At 41.2% G+C, this 16,901-nt stretch carries 13 protein-coding genes; 7 read left to right on the plus strand and 6 right to left on the minus strand.

Going from position 1 to position 16,901, the window contains the following annotated elements; all coding sequences use genetic code 11:
- Position 1: 1 nt before the first annotated feature.
- From LXF01_RS04330 to LXF01_RS04345, 4 genes are all read left to right on the plus strand, one after another.
- Positions 2 to 454, plus strand: a complete 453-nt coding sequence (locus tag LXF01_RS04330) for a hypothetical protein (protein ID WP_233945066.1) — start codon at positions 2 to 4, stop codon at positions 452 to 454.
- Positions 455 to 518: 64 nt separating this feature from the next.
- Positions 519 to 1,796 carry a glutaminase gene (locus LXF01_RS04335; protein WP_233945067.1) on the plus strand — a complete coding sequence of 426 codons (1,278 nt, stop codon included), beginning with the start codon at positions 519 to 521 and terminating at the stop codon, positions 1,794 to 1,796.
- Positions 1,797 to 1,886: 90 nt separating this feature from the next.
- Positions 1,887 to 2,927, plus strand: a complete 1,041-nt coding sequence (locus LXF01_RS04340) for a molecular chaperone DnaJ (RefSeq protein ID WP_233945068.1) — start codon at positions 1,887 to 1,889, stop codon at positions 2,925 to 2,927.
- A gap of 170 nt (positions 2,928 to 3,097) precedes the next feature.
- Positions 3,098 to 3,463, plus strand: a complete 366-nt coding sequence (locus LXF01_RS04345) for an endonuclease domain-containing protein (protein ID WP_233945420.1) — start codon at positions 3,098 to 3,100, stop codon at positions 3,461 to 3,463.
- A 123-nt stretch (positions 3,464 to 3,586) separates the two neighbouring features.
- Here LXF01_RS04345 and LXF01_RS04350 read toward each other — a convergent pair whose 3' ends face one another.
- Together LXF01_RS04350 and LXF01_RS04355 are read right to left on the minus strand one after the other, a co-directional pair.
- Positions 3,587 to 5,533, minus strand: a complete 1,947-nt coding sequence (locus tag LXF01_RS04350; RefSeq protein ID WP_233945069.1) for a protein kinase — start codon at positions 5,531 to 5,533, stop codon at positions 3,587 to 3,589.
- A gap of 48 nt (positions 5,534 to 5,581) precedes the next feature.
- A complete protein-coding gene (locus tag LXF01_RS04355) occupies positions 5,582 to 8,476 on the minus strand; it encodes a valine--tRNA ligase (RefSeq protein WP_233945070.1) in 2,895 nt (964 codons plus the stop codon).
- A 184-nt stretch (positions 8,477 to 8,660) separates the two neighbouring features.
- On the opposite strand from LXF01_RS04355, the gene LXF01_RS04360 reads away from it, so the two are divergent.
- From LXF01_RS04360 to LXF01_RS04370, 3 genes are all read left to right on the plus strand, one after another.
- Positions 8,661 to 9,332 (plus strand): hypothetical protein, encoded by a 672-nt coding sequence (locus tag LXF01_RS04360; RefSeq protein ID WP_180093791.1) that lies wholly within the window; start codon positions 8,661 to 8,663, stop codon positions 9,330 to 9,332.
- Between the two features lie 44 nt (positions 9,333 to 9,376).
- Positions 9,377 to 10,183: an SDR family oxidoreductase gene (locus LXF01_RS04365; RefSeq protein WP_233945071.1), complete on the plus strand. Its 807-nt coding sequence runs from the start codon at positions 9,377 to 9,379 to the stop codon at positions 10,181 to 10,183.
- A gap of 74 nt (positions 10,184 to 10,257) precedes the next feature.
- Positions 10,258 to 11,274 carry a hypothetical protein gene (locus LXF01_RS04370; protein ID WP_233945072.1) on the plus strand — a complete coding sequence of 339 codons (1,017 nt, stop codon included), beginning with the start codon at positions 10,258 to 10,260 and terminating at the stop codon, positions 11,272 to 11,274.
- 34 nt (positions 11,275 to 11,308) lie between these two features.
- Here the strand turns inward: LXF01_RS04370 and LXF01_RS04375 are convergent, their stop codons facing one another.
- The 4 genes from LXF01_RS04375 to LXF01_RS04390 form a co-directional block, all read right to left on the minus strand.
- On the minus strand, positions 11,309 to 11,752 hold the full coding sequence (locus LXF01_RS04375; RefSeq protein ID WP_180005074.1) for a YbjQ family protein: 444 nt from the start codon (positions 11,750 to 11,752) through the stop codon (positions 11,309 to 11,311).
- Between the two features lie 3 nt (positions 11,753 to 11,755).
- Positions 11,756 to 12,112, minus strand: a complete 357-nt coding sequence (locus tag LXF01_RS04380) for a YbjQ family protein (protein WP_078192212.1) — start codon at positions 12,110 to 12,112, stop codon at positions 11,756 to 11,758.
- Between the two features lie 150 nt (positions 12,113 to 12,262).
- The gene (gene adeK / locus LXF01_RS04385) at positions 12,263 to 13,717 is read right to left on the minus strand and encodes a multidrug efflux RND transporter AdeIJK outer membrane channel subunit AdeK (RefSeq protein ID WP_180021981.1); all 1,455 of its coding nucleotides are present in this window, start codon (positions 13,715 to 13,717) and stop codon (positions 12,263 to 12,265) included.
- Positions 13,717 to 16,896, minus strand: a complete 3,180-nt coding sequence (locus tag LXF01_RS04390) for an efflux RND transporter permease subunit (protein ID WP_111885287.1) — start codon at positions 16,894 to 16,896, stop codon at positions 13,717 to 13,719. Before LXF01_RS04390 ends, adeK begins: the two co-directional genes overlap by 1 nt.
- Between the last annotated feature and the right edge of the window lie 5 nt (positions 16,897 to 16,901).

Here is a 16,901-nt window from a genome sequence, read left to right on the forward strand (position 1 = left end):
TATGCAGCAATTACAATTTCAGCTCGGATTAGCGCAGCTCGACTTTCAGACCGAGCAACGGAATATTCATTTTGATCATGGCTTAGTGGCTTTGGTACAAAAATGTGTCCGACATCAGCGCTTCGATGCTTTAGCGATTGAATATTTGATCTATGAAATTGAAGAAATTTTAGAACGATTACAGCTTGATTATCAGACGCAGCGCTACGCTCAGTCGAATGATGCGATGCTGCATATATTGGCGCAAACCTTTTTTGAACATGCGCCCCGCATTGACCGACAAAGCTTTGAACATGGCTTTAATGAAATGATTGAACATACCGAATATTATCAAAATCTATTTGGTGAGCAGGCAATCATTCAACTCAGTTATTTCGTTTTTATTCGAGAAATGATGCACCATTTAAACCTACAGCACATACAAGTTTTAGCTCAGAATGCGTCTTCACCATAAGGACTTATACAGATGCAGCTCAATTTGTTATAAATAAAAAAGCACACAACAAAAAATAGACCTTATGAAAACGCCTGTTCCAGATTATTTACAGCATGTCCTCAATGCCTGCGATGCCAATCAGCACGGAGCTTTGGCAGATTATATTCCTGAGTTAGCTAACGCCAATCCGAATAGACTGGCTTTGGCACTGTCTACCGTAGATGGCACGATTTATTCTACAGGTGATGACGAGGTCGAGTTCACCATTCAGTCGATGTCTAAACCCTTTGCTTATGCCTTAGCGATTCGTCATCTTGGCTTGGACAGCGTTTTACAAAAAGTCGGTGTCGAGCCATCGGGAGAGGCATTCAATCAAATTGCGCTCGATCCACGGAGCAATACCCCAAAAAACCCGATGATCAATTCGGGGGCAATCACCACACATTCACTATTACCGCATGACGAGCACAGCACCCGAGCTGAAAAACTCCGTGAATTTTTAAGTGAACTGGCTGGGCGTGAGCTGAGTTTTGATGAAGCGGTTTACCAGTCTGAAGTGAAGACGGCTTTTCGAAATTTGTCGATCGGTTACATGCTACGTACAGTCGGTGTGCTTGAAGAAGACCCTGAAGATGTGGTGAATGGTTACATTCGTCAGTGTGCAATATTAGTGACGGTTAAAGATTTGGTAAAAATGGCCAGTGTGCTTGCCAATGGTGGTGTGCAAGCAGCCACAGGTAAACGGTTGCTGTCACGTTCGGTGGTGCGCCAAGTGTTGAGTGTGATGATGACTTGCGGCATGTATGATGCTGCGGGTGATTGGCTGACAACGGTCGGTATTCCTGCAAAAAGTGGTGTGGCCGGTGGCATCATGGGGGCTTTGCCAGGGCAGGTTGGGCTGGCAGTCTTTAGTCCGAAACTCGATACACATGGGAATAGTGTTCGAGGCGTCGAAATATTTGAACGACTGTCGAAGGACATGGGACTGCATGTCATGGAGGGAACACCTTCAGCGCAAACGATCGTCCAAAGTCGCTATACCTGCGGTATTGATCATTCGGTGGTGGTGTATGAACTGCGCGGCGTTTTGCAATTTACTGAGTCGGAAATGTTGCTGCGGATCTTAGAGGATGAACCTGTTGCGACTAACCATATCGTTTTAGACCTGACCAATATTTCTTTGATACACGATGTTGGTGTCCGAATGCTCTTTGAAGGTGTAGATCGTTTAATTGCGGATGGTCATCGCGTGGTAGTGATCGACTCAGAACATCTCTTGGAACAAAGTCGAAGTCATGCAGGGCATGAGGTGGTTGTTCGAGAAGAGTTGGGTCAATATTTACAACGGTTTGAGCGTTAATGGACCAAAAGCCATTGTTGATTCATATAACTTGCTCATAAGTTTAGTGCTTAGATCGGCTATAATTTTCTTTTTGCGTTAAATTTGCTTATGTCTTTTGAGTTAAAAGTCAGTTTACTCCCGAGTGCTGAAGCTTTATCCCCACAGCATAAAAAGCTGAATAAACTGATTGAGCAAATTGAACAGCAAAAGCTGGATTTAGATCTTTGGCAAAATGCCAAAAGTGAGATTCAGAGTTATATTCAGTTAAAACTTGTGCCGATTTATCGTGATTTGCATGCGGTGTACTACCGTCAGCTTGCACAGCTTTGGCTGCATCTACAGCAAGAAGACTTTGCCAAAGCGGATTTAGCACAGCTCGATGCCAAACTCACCAAATTGGCAAAGCAGCTTAAAAAATCCAATTACCTAAACACAGCCGAACTTGAAAAAGTCACTGAGGTGGATGCTTTTTATCAGCAGCATCATGCGCATAATCAAAAGCCGAATAAAAAGGGCAAGTCAGCACAAGCAGAACAGAGCAAAGTAGAAGGTCATTTTGATATAGACCAAGAAGTTGCAGAAGAACAAGGGATTTATGAAGGGTGGGACAGCGAACAATATCAACGTGAGAAAGAAGGGCATCAGCGTAAACGCCTAGCGCAAAAACGTGAGCAAGCTGAAAAGTTAGTGAATCAATCGCTGAAAACCGTGTATTTAAAAATCACCGCCATGATTCACCCTGACCGTGAACCTGATGAAGCTAAAAAAGCGGAAAAAACCGAGTTGCTACAAGTGGTGAACCAAGCCCATGAAGCACTGGATTTGTTTTATTTATTAAAGTTGCAATTACAGCTTGAGACCAATCGAGGCAAAAGCCCTAAAGCCTTAACCGATGAACATTTAAAGTTTTATAAAATGGCGCTAGAAGCGCAAAGCCAACGCTTAGCCAGTCAGATTGATGCCATCACGGATAGCTTTCACTGGAGTGAAAAGCCGAAGCCGAAAAATATGCAGGTCAAAGATGTGTTTAAGGTGATTGATGGCGATGTTTCGGTATTGAAAGAACAAGTGAAGTGGGAAAAAGAACGGCTGAAATATATGGAGAAGGTGAAAGGGTTGGAGGTGTTGCTGGAGAATGGGGTTTTATAAAAGCACCTCTCCCTAACCCTCTCCTAGGAGGAGAGGGGATTTCCATTATTGATTGAATTTTGGGTAAAATTTAGCTGTTATATTTTTTAAATTTGATAATTTAAATTAAGTGATATCACAATGAATGTTCCCTCTCCCTATGGGAGAGGGCTAGGGAGAGGGAAATAAAAATTAAAATTGACCCTGCATCATTAGAATTCGCCAAAACCATGCGTCACACCGCCACGGACGCTGAAAACCTCATGTGGCAACTCCTACGTGCCAAGCGCTTTATGAATCTTAAATTTCGCCGTCAGCATGTGATCCAACCGTATATTGTGGATTTTTACTGTCATGAAATTGGTTTAGTGATTGAGTTGGATGGCGGTCAGCATGGAACGAATGATGTCATTGAATATGATGCTGAACGAACTAAGTTTTTAGAGGCTTTGGGTTTAACTTTGGTTCGGTATTGGAATCATGATGTATTGGTGCGGACGGATGTGGTGTTGGAGGATTTGTGGGATTTATGTCTTGAGCAGAAAGTAAATCAATAATGAAAAATTCCCTCTCCTAAAAGGAGAGGGAACTCCATTGTGAAATTCATATAGCTATTAAATCAAATGATGCTCCCTCTCCCTATGGGGGAGGGCTGGGGTGAGGGTTGTATGACAATAAATTTATTCTGAAATAGTATTCGACTTTAAATCATCTAAAAGCTCAGTGTGCTTAAGATTTCGTAATGCTCTGTTAATAAAATCGATGAGTGCATTCGTGCTTCTTGAGGAAATTTTATCTGATAACTTATCCCAGTTATATGAGACATAGTTTTCATAAAATTGCTGATAGAACTGAGTACTTACTTCGATTTTCCATCCATATTGCTTACCGAAATTATATAAGCACCAAAATTCTCTAATTTTTTCAATACTATATTTTTGTAAGAATTCTTTATTTTCTATTTCTAGATCATTTGGTTTAAGGATAAGTTCCAAGAGTTTTGAGCTTGGAATTATTCCAAATTCATCATCAGATTCTTCAAACTTTAGTCCTCCAATAATAGTAAGAATCTCTTGAAGATTTAGATATAAAAGATCAACTTTAGGAGAAATATTTAATCTTTCATATTTAAAATCAAAAGGTAATGTATTTACTTTAGGAATTTCTCGATAGCTTAAGAAGCTTTCACAAAAATATTTATCAAATTCCTCAAAGCAGGAAAATTTTTTACTATGACGACCATCATACGTGGATCTATGTCTCCCATAGAGACAGTCATCTTTCACAAATAAGAAACTACCTCTATGAACAACGGTTATTCTTGATGATGTGTCTGGGAAAGGTTGTTCTTCGAATAAATTATACTCCCAATGCTTGGCATCAGTAATGAAATCATTATTGATCACTGTGTATTCAGTAGTTTCAGACTCAGAGTAATATTCAATGTTGGGTATTATTTCAGTTTCTAAATATATGTAGTTATTTCTAATATCTGCTGAGAAATTTCGATAAACTAACCTTTTAGGCTTAATCCATGTTTTAAAACCACTCATATTGATAACAATAAATTTTTGTCCTTTTACTTCAATAAATTCAATACCATGAATATCAAGTCCACCACCATTAGGGAAAAATGCATGATGCAAATCAGGTTCAAAGCTGTAAAATGTATTTAGAAAATTATATATAGCATGTATATCTGTAAGCGCAATTTTAGAAGCTTGATAAGGATTTAATTTGTTGCATACATCTTCCCATTTACCATCTATGTATTTGGAATAGTTTTTCAGTGATTCTTCGACTTGACTTAGTATATGAATGATTTCTTCTAAAGTTATTCGTTCTGATGGATTGGTTTTAGTACATCTTTCTATAATAGTGTGAATGTCAGTCAAAATAATTTTTTCTTTAGATAAAATCTGTTCTAGTTTTTCTCTTTGAGAAATAGAGTATTCACCATCAAATCCATGTTCATCTTGAGTTAAAATCATCCAAATTGTTACACCAAAAGAATAGATATCGGATTTTTTATAATCTTCTGTTTCTAAGTCTTTACCTGTTTTTCGCATTTCAGGGGCAATTGTTTGGTAGTTCCCCATACGTGTTCCATGAGGAGTAATCCCTGTAGTTTCCTGTGGGTCTGTCACTAGACCGAAATCAGCCAAATATAATACATTATCTAGAAATAGAAGGTTATTGGGCTTTATATCACGGTGACAGTAACCATTAGCATGTAAGCATCTAATATCATTACATAGTTTAATTAGGAGCTGAATTTTTCGTAAAAATGCTGTTTCAGCAATACCTTTATCAAATGTTTTTGCTAGAGGTAATCGTACCCAAGAGAAATCATTCTCATTTAATGAATAATCAAAAATAGGCAATACACTATATTTACCTTGAGAGTGATATAGAGTGGTATGGACTTCAAATTCTCTTTTTAATCGTAGAAAACCAATTTGACGATTAGTAGCAGGTAAAAACTTAAATACACATACATTAGATGGATTAGCTTCGTCATAAGCTGTCCAGATCAATCCATTTCCACCAGAGTTAATTTGTTCGATCAATACCCATTGAATGGCATTCGATTCAATTATTTTATTTTTTTTTGGTTTTAAAGTCATAAAAAATCCCCTCGCTAGGAGGGGATTTTAGATCAAACTAACAACACCTTAAAGCGCTGCAATTTGCTCCATATTCGCTTTAATCTTCGCTAACTGATCCGCAAATTCAGCAAGTTTCACTTTCTCGCCTTCAACCACAGCCGCAGGCGCTTTTGCCACAAAACCTTCGTTCGCAAGTTTAGTTGCAATTTGGTCATGCTGTTTTTGAACCTTATCTAAGTCTTTTTGTAGACGACCCAATTCCGCTTTAGGGTCAATTAAGCCCTTCATTGGAACGAATACAGACACATGACCAACTACAGATGAAGAAGATAATGGCGGTTGTTCAGCATCCGCTAGGAAAGTAATGCTTTCAACTTTAGCCAATGCTTTAAACAATGGTTCAATACGAGCGATTTGCGCTTTTTCAGCATCAGTCGTGTTTTGAAGAAGAACAGGCAACAAGCGAGCATTACCTAGACCCATCTCACCACGGATGTTTCGTACAGCACCAATTAAACCTTGAAGCCATTGCATATCAGCTTCAGCTTGGTCGTTAATGAGTGCTTGCTCAGCAACAGGGTACTGAGCCAACATGATTGTTTCGCCAGAAATGTTCAGTTTCGGTGCAAGCGTTTGCCAAATTTCTTCTGTTAGGTAAGGCATCAACGGATGAGCCAAACGTAAAGACGCTTCCATTACAGAAAGAAGAACACGACGTACTTCAGCTTTACGCTCAACAGATACATTTTCATCATTGAGAACAGGCTTAGTTAACTCTACATACCAGTCACAGTATTCATTCCAAATGAACTCGTAAATCGCTTGCGCAGCCAAGTCTAGACGATATGTTGCAAATGCGGTTTGCACACTTGCTTGAGCTTTTTGTAAACGGCTTACAATCCACTGTTCAGGCAATTCCCAAAGGTCTTGACGAGCATCGATACCAATCACTTGCTCTTCGCAGTTCATCATCACGAAACGGGTAGCGTTCCAGATTTTGTTGGCAAAGTTACGGTAACCTTCAACACGTTTCATGTCGAACTTAATGTCACGACCTGTATTTGCAAGCGCACAGAAAGTGAAACGTACAGCATCTGTACCGTAAGATTGAATGCCTTCAGGGAATTCTTTACGGGTTGATTTTTCAATCTTCGCCGCTTGTTTCGGGTTCATCAAACCAGTTGTACGTTTTTGTACTAGAGTTTCAAGATCAACACCGTCAATCAAATCTAATGGGTCAAGCACGTTACCCTTCGATTTAGACATCTTCTGACCTTCGCCATCACGTACCAAACCGTGAACGTACACAGTTTTGAACGGCACTTGTGGTGTGCCGTCTTCATTTTTCATGAAGTGCATGGTCATCATGATCATGCGGGCAACCCAGAAGAAGATGATGTCAAAGCCAGTTACAAGTACATCAGTCGGGTGGAAAGTATTTAAGAAATAGTTTTCTTTATCTTTCGCAGCGTCGCCAGTCCAACCTAGAGTTGAGAACGTCCAAAGACCAGAAGAGAACCATGTATCAAGCACGTCTTCGTCTTGTTTCAATTCAACTTCAGGCGCAATGCCATTTTTCGCACGAACTTCAGCTTCGTCGCGACCGACAAATACGTTGCCTTCAGCATCGTACCAAGCAGGAATACGGTGACCCCACCACAATTGACGTGAGATACACCAGTCTTGAATGTTGTTCATCCACGCCATGTACATGTTGCTGTATTGCTCAGGAACGAATTTAATCTCGCCATCTTTAACTGCTTTAATCGCAGGCTCAGCAAGTGGTGCAATTTTTACGTACCATTGGTCTGTTAGAAGTGGCTCAACGATCACGCCTGAACGGTCACCACGAGGTGGCTTCAAGGTATATGGTTGAATTTGGTCTAACCAGCCTTCAGCTTCAGCTTGAGCAACCAATTTTTTACGTGCTTCAAAACGTTCTAAACCAATGTAGTCCGCAGGTGCAGGAATGGTTTTAGAAATTTGCTCGCCCGCTTTTGCGATGTATTCAAACTCAGCCAACACTTCAGCATTTTTGTTGAAGATGTTGATGATTGGAAGTTCACAGCGTTTGCCCACTTCATAGTCATTGAAGTCGTGCGCAGGGGTGATTTTCACACAGCCTGTACCAAATTCTTTGTCCACATATTCGTCTTTAACGATTGGAACAGCACGGCCTGTAATTGGCAAGATAATGTTCTTGCCAACAAGCGCTGCATAGCGTTCATCATCAAGCGCAACCGCAACAGCTGTATCGCCAAGCAATGTTTCAGGACGTGTTGTCGCCACAACAATGTGATCTTTGCCGTCATGGGTGCGGATTGATTTGTCTTCAAAGAAATATTTGAAGTGCCAAAGTGAACCTGCTTCTTCTTTATCAGACTCAACTTCTAAGTCAGAAAGGGCAGTTTGTAGTTTAGGGTCCCAGTTGACTAGGCGTTTACCACGGTAAATTAAGCCTTCTTCATGCAGCTTAACAAACACTTCTTTCACAGCGTTTGATAAACCTTCATCCATAGTGAAGCGTTCACGAGACCAGTCTACAGATGAACCAAGGCGACGAATTTGACGGGTAATGTTACCGCCAGATTGTTCTTTCCATTCCCATACTTTTTCGATGAACTTTTCACGGCCAAGGTCGTGACGGCTGATGCCTTCAGCACCCAATTGACGTTCAACAACCATTTGCGTTGCGATACCTGCATGGTCGGTACCCGGCTGCCAAAGGGTATTTTTGCCAGACATGCGGTTATAACGAGTCAACGCATCCATAATGGCATTGTTGAAACCATGACCCATGTGCAAGCTACCAGTGACGTTTGGTGGCGGAATCATAATACAGAATGAATCACCTTTTTGAGATGGCTTGAAGTAGCCTCTCTCTTCCCAAGTCTTGTACCATTTTTTTTCGATCTCGGTCGGATCGTAGGTCGTAGCAATATTTTGCGCTGAATCAGTCATAGTCTAAACAGATCAAAAGTGGATAAAAAATTAGATCTATTGTAGCAAAAAAAATGGTGAATTAGGGATGTTGGGCGAATGTTAACTTTTAGGATTTGGCAGTAAATAAAAGAGTCCGTATGATAGGACCTAAGATAAGAAGTATCCATTGATCCCAAAACTAAGATAAAAGGAGCAATATCAAATGACTTATTCTATTTCTTTAAAGATTCAACCTACGACATATCAACGTTTTGAGACGATTCATCAAAAACTCAATGCAGGTGAAACAGAAAGTCAGTCCAAAGCCTTAGGGGATAATTTAGCGGATATTGCATGTGAAATTTTAGATCAAGTTTTTGGCCAAATGGCGCGCATGAATAAGTCTGGAGACAATGAATCCGAAAAAATTATTCAGCAAATACGTGAAACGACCCGTAAATATATGCCGTGGTCGGTGTCTTTTTTCAGCAATGACCGCCTTGTACCGATGGTAAATTATTTATATGGACGTTTTTACAGCGAAGATGGTCAGCATTATATGCATTATCCGATCGATGCCTCTTTAGCCACCGACTTGCTTGCCTATGTCAGTCAAATGAAAGAAGGGCAGAATCAATATGTCCCACTCGCATTGAAGGCATTTACACAAGTGGTCGATGCCGGGGTGACGCATTTGGTGCGAGAACCAAAAAAAATGCTGAAATTTAATATGGTGGTGGATAAAACTTTAACCGGTGTCATCAATCTCACCACGCAACTCGGATATAAACGCTTCGATAAACTCGGCAAAATTTATGATGCACAATCGATGAGTCAGTACTTTGATCATTTTATGGTGTTTTTGAACAATGAGCCTGTACTACGTAAAGCATAAAATACATATAAATGAATAAATTAGTTATTTAAAAGGATGTCAAAATGGTAAAACGTGATGATTTGAACGGAAAAGTGGTATGGATTACTGGGGCATCGTCAGGTTTGGGTGAAGCTTTAGCAAAAGAATGTGCTTTGAAAGGGGCGCAGGTTATTTTGACCGCACGTCGTTTTGAAGAGTTGGAAAAAGTCCGGGTTTCATTATTACATCCAGATCAGCATCTTTCAGTGTGTGCAGATATTACCAATGAAGAACAAGTTCGCCATGCTTATGAACAAGTCCTTGCGCATAAAGGTCGAATTGACTGGCTAATCAATAACGCGGGATTGAGTCAGCGTGCATTGATTACGGATACGACTATGCAAACTGAACGTGCCATCATGGAAGTAGATTATTTTTCGCAAGTCTATTTAACCAAAACCGTTTTACCGACATTTTTAGCACAAAAGTCTGGTCGAATTGCTTTTGTTTCAAGTGTTGCAGGCTTATTAGGGACACAATACCGCGCGACCTATTCTGCTGCAAAAGCTGCCATTCATATGTGGGCGAACAGTCTACGTGCGGAAGTTGCGGATCAAGGGGTGGGCGTATCGGTGATATTCCCCGGATTTGTCAAAACCAATGTTTCATTTAATGCACTCAATGGTGCCGGCAAGCCACAAGGGCATCAGGATGAAGCCATTGAAAATGGTCTAGAAGCCAATGAGTTTGCCGAAACGGTGGTGCAATCTTTGCAACGTGGGGAAGAATACATCGTGGTGGGTGGTTCTAAAGAAAAGCTCGGTGTTTGGGTATCTCGATTATCACCGACAACGTTATATAAAATGATTCGTAAAACCAAAGTGAAGTAAATTTTATCAAGTTTAAATAGTTTAAAAGTCACTCTTAACAGTGACTTTTTTAATGAGTAACGAGATTATAAGAAATGAAAAAGAATAATTTTAACAAATGGGGAATAGCCATCATTTTGTGCGCAATCATTGGTGCAATCGGTACAGTGGCATATTTTTATTTTAAACAGAAAACTCAAAAAATTGAGCACAACTCAACACTCGAAAAGCCTGAAAAAGAAATAGGAACTGTATCAGAACCCGTTACTGAATCTGTTGAGATTGAACCTAATGTTGAAGCGGCGAGTGCAGAAGTTGTAATACGAGGACCGAACGAGGGGTGGTTACCGATCGAAGCACTGTTTGATGAAAAAGGATTATTGAAGTCTGAGTATTATAGTCAAAATCCTCAAGATTCAGATGTTGATAAATTACCTTATAGCTCGAATAAAATTGGTGATTTTAAATGGCGAGCTGAATTTCATCCTGTTGATGATTTTAAAGGCGATCAAGCTAGACTCAAAGATCAATGTTTTGGATATTGTATTTTAGTGAAAGGTAAGTTGCTGACCAGTGTTGAATCGACTGTATTTACAGGAGCATTTATTGCGAAAGATCATTTGATCGAAGTGATTGCACATAAGGGGAGTGGTGCATATATGCCTGTCAACTATAGCTTTATCAAAATCGACAAAGCTGGTAATGCAGAGTTAATCTCAGATGATCATAATTCTTACAAAGATCAATTGGCTCGTATCAATCATTCGGGACTCGAGATTGACTTAAAACCATTTAGAAAACTTCAATATTTTCTTCTAATGAATGAAAATGGTTTAAATGTGTCGATGCAAAAACCCAATAAGGTGGATGTCGAACCGACTCAGTGTAAAGAGTATTACGAAGGAACATTAGAGGCATGTCCAACTTTATATGGATGTAAAGCTGACATTGTGGTGCAAGATCTGGCACGTGCTTATGCTGGAGATGTTGCATTTAGTTATCATGATCCAAATATTGATGAAAAAAAATTTAATGAAGTTTGTTTTAAAGTTTGTCGCAATGAAAATGTGAGTTATGAAGAGTTTGAAAACACATTGTGTAAAGTAAATTAAATAGTAAAAATGAATTGGGGGAGAAGTAGAGAGATCAGATGTCTCTCTTTTGAATTGCAGTCCCATACGCAAAGACTTCGACCATGCCGCCTTGCATACCCAGCTCAGTGGTGCTTAAACGCAGACCCATAATTTGCGTTGCGCCCATTTTTTCAGCTTCTTGCTTTAAACGCACCACGGCTTCACGACGTGCCCGATCGACGATGCTTTCATAACTGGTTAAACGTCCGCCAAAGAAGTTCTGAATATTGGCAATCACATATTTAAAATAATCATGTGAAATCACTACATTACTTGAAATCAGTTGTCCGAATTGTTCAGTAGTTTTAAAGCGGTTGTTGTCTATGCGAATATGCGCCAATCGCTTTTCTTGAGCTTCGAGTTCTTTGAGATGTTTTTGTTCGATATGGCGACCGAAGCCCCAGCCAATACAAAAGAGCACCACAAAGATCAGGACTTTAAAAATAAAGGCATCCATGACTTAGTCCTGAGTTGGAAATGGGTCTGGGAGTTTTGCTGAGTTGGCTTCTACGCGAACTGCCGTGCCATACACAAATAATTCAGAGGCGCCTTGAGCAATATTTGAGGTTGAAAAACGGATACCGACGACCGCATTCGCGCCTAAGGCACGTGCTTTATCAATCATACGGCTCATAGCTTCTTGACGAGATTCTTCGAGTAGTTCTGTATAACCTTTGAGTTCACCACCCACGATATTTTTTAGGCCAGCCATAAAGTCACGACCAACATGTTTACTGCGGACAGTACTGCCATAAACGACATCAAGTTGTTGTGTAATGGTATGACCTGGAACAGATTCAAGATTACTTAAAAGCATTTTTAGTTATCAATATAAAAAGGTGAATTGAAGATAGGAAACTCTTTAGCAAAAAGCAATATCTTCATTTTTATTTTGAGGCTTCGATCTAAAAATGAAAAAGCCCACCGAAGTGAGCTTTTCAAATATTACGGGCTAGGCTAAATCAAATTATTGTTTTGATGCAGCTTTACGCTCAGCAGTAGAAGGTTGGTATTGCACAGCATCAGAAGTGTTGGCTTTGATACCACCACCAAGTGTTTTATACAATTCAACTTGGTTGTTGAGATTTGCTTGTTCAAGCAACAACAAACCTTGCTCAGCTGCATAAGATGCACGCTGCGCATCCAGCACAGTTAGGTAGCTATCAATACCAGCACGGAAGCGAGCATTTGATAGTTTGTAAGTTGTATTGGTTGCATCAACTAAACGGCGCTGTGCTGCAATACGGTCACCGATGTTTTGACGAACTGCAAGCGCATCATTCACTTCACGGAAAGCAGACTGAACTGATTTTTCATAATCAGACAATGCAATTTTCTGGTCAGTTTCAGAAACTTTAATATTGGCCTGACGTGTACCCCAGTCGAAGATTGGAATATCTAGGCTAGGGCCAGCAGACCATACAAAGTTGCCTGATTTAAATAGATCACCTAAGTCCGTTGAAGCATAACCCGCAGAACCTGTCAGGCTAATCGTAGGGAACAGACGTGCTTTAGCTGCACCAATGTTCGCACCAGCGGCAGACAGTTTGTATTCAGCTGCACGTACATCTGGACGGTTGTTCAACAAATCACTTGGAATACCTGAACCAATGGTATTGGTCGAAGTAATACGATTGACACGTTGGTTCGGCAGCAAGTTCGCAGGCACTTGTTGACCCACTAAAAGGTTCAATAAGTTTTGCGCTTGAGCAATTTGAGTTTTGTAGTTCGCAACATCATTACGTGCAGTTTCTACAGAAATTTGAGCCTGACGAACAGGAACTTCACTGTCAATACCGACATCAAAACGCTTTTTGTTCAGGTTGTAAGATTCAAGCTGAGCTTTTAAGGTTTGATCCGCAAGCTTCAAGTTCGAATTGGCATACGCGTAGTTTAACCATGCTTGAGCCACTTGACCGATCAACGCAATTTGTGTTGCATCACGGGCACTTGCAGTTGCAAGGTAACTGTCCAAAGCATTGTCTTTTAAGCTACGTACACGACCCCAAAAATCAAGTTCATAGGCAGTGACACCTAAACCGACATTATAAGAGGTGATAGGCTTTTGTGTATTCAACGTGTCTTGACGAAGTACACTACCACTTGCACCAATGGTTGGTAATTGACCATTGGCAGTGATTTGATACTGTTGCTGTGCACGTTCAATATTTAAAGCAGCCGTACGTAGGTCACGGTTATTGGCTAAAGCTAAGTCAAGAACTTGTACCAGACGTTGGTCAGCAAAGAAATCTTTATATCCTTGTTCAGCAACAGAAGTACCAGAAGCACTTGCTGTGTAGCTTTCGGGGATATTGGTCTGAACAACCGGCTCTGGACCACGCATGCTTTGGCAGGCAGCCAAAGCAAGCGCAAGTGAAGAAACCGCAATGCTACGACCTGCAATAGACCATACATTTTGCATCACGATAAATGCTCCTGATTATTTTGTTGTTTTGGTTTGTACTTAAAGATACTTCGGATCCATACATAGAACACAGGAATAAAGAAGATACCAAGTAGGGTAGAACTGATTACGCCGCCCAATACACCATAACCTACGGAGTGCTGACTACCTGCACCTGCACCCGAAGAAAGGGCAAGCGGAAGTACACCAAAACCAAAGGCTAAAGTGGTCATGATAATTGGACGTAGACGCATTTTAGCGGCATGCAATGTTGCGTCAAACAGATCTTCACCTTTTTCTTGAAGTTCTTTGGCGAATTCTACGATCAAGATCGCATTCTTCGCAGACAAACCAATGACGGCAATAATAGCCACCTGGAAGTAAATGTTATTCGCCAAGTTTGGATTTTTGAAGAACACCATTCCAAGGAAAGTCAGTAATAACGCACCCAATACACCTAATGGTACAACCAGTAATACTGAGAACGGAATAGACCAGCTTTCATACAAGGCAGCAAGACATAGGAAGACGATTAACAATGAAAGTGCGTATAAGAATGGTGCTTGTGCGCCAGACTCACGTTCTTCTAGAGATAAACCAGTCCATTCATAGTCAAAGCCTTGAACGCCCATCGAAGGAAGTTTTTGTACAATTTCTTCCATCGCTTTCATCGCATCGCCCGAACTTACACCCACACCCGGTGAACCTTGAATGTTCACAGATGCGATACCGTTATAACGTTCAAGACGTGGTGAACCATAAGTCCATTCGCCAGTAGCGAAGGTCGAGAATGGAACCATTGTGCCTTGGTTGTTACGGACATACCACTGGCTCAGATCTTCAGGCATCATACGTGCCGCAGCTTCACCTTGTACATAGACTTTCTTCACACGACCACGGTCAACGAAGTCATTGATGTAAGAACCACCCCATGCCATACCCATTGTGGTGTTAATCTCAGAAATACTCACACCCATTGCACCGGCTTGAGCTTGGTCAATCGTGATTTTGTACTGTGGCGTATCTTCTTGACCGTTAGGACGAACACCCATGAGGCGTTTATCTTGAGCAGCCATACCGAGCACCATATTACGGGCATCGATAAGTTGTTGATGGGTTTGACCTGCAGAAGCTTTTAACTGCAAGTTGAAGCCGGCAGTTACACCCAATTCAGGCATTGCTGGTAATTGGATTGGCATGATGTATGAAGCATCCTTCACGATCATGTTCAATGCCATACCACGTTGAATAATCGCACCCACTTGAGATTCAGGTGATGTACGGTCTTCCCAATCTTTTAACTTGATGAATGCAAGACCTGCGTTTTGACCTACACCTGTGAACGAGAAACCGGCAACACTGAATACAGAATCGACATATTTTTCTTCGTTTTTCAGGAAGTAATCGGTCATTGCAGTGACAGTTTTATCCGTACGCTCAAGTGAGGCATTCGGTGGTAACTGTACCAGTGTCATTACAACACCTTGGTCTTCTTCAGGTAAGAATGATGAAGGTAACTTTTGGAATAAAAGCACTAATAACCCGATTACAACTGCATAAATCACACCAGAGAAAATCTTGTGGTGCGTCATGAAGTTCACGCCGCCTTGGTATTTATGCGCAACCTTATCAAAAGAGCTGTTAAACCAACGGAAGAAACGGGCAAAGATATTGTTGCTTTCTGGTTTGTTTGGATCATGTTGTTTCAACATGGTCGCACATAGGGCAGGGGTAAAGGTCAATGCCACAATCAATGACAGAATCATTGCTGTTACCAGCGTGATTGAGAACTGACGATAAATTACACCTGTCGTACCACCGAAGAATGCCATCGGCACGAATACAGCGGTTAACACAGAGGTAATACCGATAAGGGCACCCGAGATCTGTTTCATTGAGATTTCAGTTGCAGTCACTGGGTCAAGATGATCTTCAACCATGACACGTTCAACGTTCTCTACGACAACAATAGCATCATCCACGAGGAGACCAATCGCCAGTACCATCGCGAACATGGTGAGTGTGTTGATCGAGAAACCAAACATGTTAATGACAGCAAAAGTACCCAATACCACTACAGGTACAGCCAATGTCGGAATAATCGTTGCGCGCCAGTTCTGTAAGAACAAGAACATCACAAAGAATACGAGAATCACGGCTTCTACAAGGGTATGTACAACACTTTCAATCGATAACTTAATGAATGGAGTCGTATCAAATGCAAGCGTGTCTTCTAAACCTTCAGGGTAGTTTGGACGTAGTTCTTTTAAACGTGCTTCAACAGCTTCGGCTGTGTCTAATGCGTTTGCACCAGTTGCTAGTTTGATCGCTACACCACCAGCAGGTTTGTTGTTGAACTTAGAGTCGAACTGATAGTTGTCAGCACCTAATTCAACACGTGCAACATCACCTAAACGTACCTGAGCACCATCACTACTGTTACGCAGGAAAATGTTTTTAAACTGCTCTGGTGTTTGCAACAAACTTTGTGCTGTAACTGTCGCGTTCAGTACTTGACCTTCAGTTGCAGGCGCACCGCCTAACTGACCAACAGCAACCTGAGCATTCTGTGTACGGATAGCCGCAGCCACATCACTCGGTGTAACTTTCAGGTTTGCCATTTTGGCTGGATCTAGCCAAATACGCATCGCATAAGAACCACCAAATACTTGGACTTCACCTACACCTGCCACACGGCTGAGAGGTTCAGAAATATTCGAGTTTACATAGTCCTTAATGTCGTCCGCAGTCAACTTGCCCGACGGTGAGTGGAATGCTACAACTTGTAGGAAGCTTGCGCCAGATTTGGTGACTTTTACACCTTGACGCTGTACATCTTCAGGTAATAGCGCTGTCGCAGACTGGAGTTTGTTTTGGACTTGAACTTGGGCGATGTCTGGATCGATCCCTTGTTCAAAGTTCAATGTAATAGATGCCTGACCGTTACCCGCACTGTTTGACGAAATATAACGTAAGCCATCCAAACCATTCATTTGTTGTTCAATGATTTGGGTTACGGTGTTTTCAACTGTTTCTGCAGATGCACCAGGGTAAGTCGCAGAGATTGAAACCGTTGGCGGCGCAATGGTCGGATACTGTGCAATTGGCATATTTGATAGCGTGAGTACACCCGCCAACATAATCACCAATGCAATCACCCATGCAAAAATGGGGCGATGAATAAAGAATTGAGCCATTCAGT

The organism is Acinetobacter sp. SH20PTE14, from assembly GCF_021391555.1.
In the GTDB taxonomy this organism is placed as follows: domain Bacteria; phylum Pseudomonadota; class Gammaproteobacteria; order Pseudomonadales; family Moraxellaceae; genus Acinetobacter; species Acinetobacter amyesii.

What these genes read in the sequence shown, in the direction of transcription:
- LXF01_RS04330 (WP_233945066.1), top strand. Translation starts at nt 2, where the DNA reads ATGCAGCAATTACAATTTCAGCTCGGATTAGCGCAGCTCGACTTTCAG.
- LXF01_RS04335 (WP_233945067.1), top strand. Translation starts at nt 519, where the DNA reads ATGAAAACGCCTGTTCCAGATTATTTACAGCATGTCCTCAATGCCTGC.
- LXF01_RS04340 (WP_233945068.1), top strand. Translation starts at nt 1,887, where the DNA reads ATGTCTTTTGAGTTAAAAGTCAGTTTACTCCCGAGTGCTGAAGCTTTA.
- LXF01_RS04350 (WP_233945069.1), bottom strand. Translation starts at nt 5,533, where the DNA reads ATGACTTTAAAACCAAAAAAAAATAAAATAATTGAATCGAATGCCATT.
- LXF01_RS04355 (WP_233945070.1), bottom strand. Translation starts at nt 8,476, where the DNA reads ATGACTGATTCAGCGCAAAATATTGCTACGACCTACGATCCGACCGAG.
- LXF01_RS04360 (WP_180093791.1), top strand. Translation starts at nt 8,661, where the DNA reads ATGACTTATTCTATTTCTTTAAAGATTCAACCTACGACATATCAACGT.
- LXF01_RS04365 (WP_233945071.1), top strand. Translation starts at nt 9,377, where the DNA reads ATGGTAAAACGTGATGATTTGAACGGAAAAGTGGTATGGATTACTGGG.
- LXF01_RS04370 (WP_233945072.1), top strand. Translation starts at nt 10,258, where the DNA reads ATGAAAAAGAATAATTTTAACAAATGGGGAATAGCCATCATTTTGTGC.
- LXF01_RS04375 (WP_180005074.1), bottom strand. Translation starts at nt 11,752, where the DNA reads ATGGATGCCTTTATTTTTAAAGTCCTGATCTTTGTGGTGCTCTTTTGT.
- LXF01_RS04380 (WP_078192212.1), bottom strand. Translation starts at nt 12,112, where the DNA reads ATGCTTTTAAGTAATCTTGAATCTGTTCCAGGTCATACCATTACACAA.
- adeK (WP_180021981.1), bottom strand. Translation starts at nt 13,717, where the DNA reads ATGCAAAATGTATGGTCTATTGCAGGTCGTAGCATTGCGGTTTCTTCA.
- LXF01_RS04390 (WP_111885287.1), bottom strand. Translation starts at nt 16,896, where the DNA reads ATGGCTCAATTCTTTATTCATCGCCCCATTTTTGCATGGGTGATTGCA.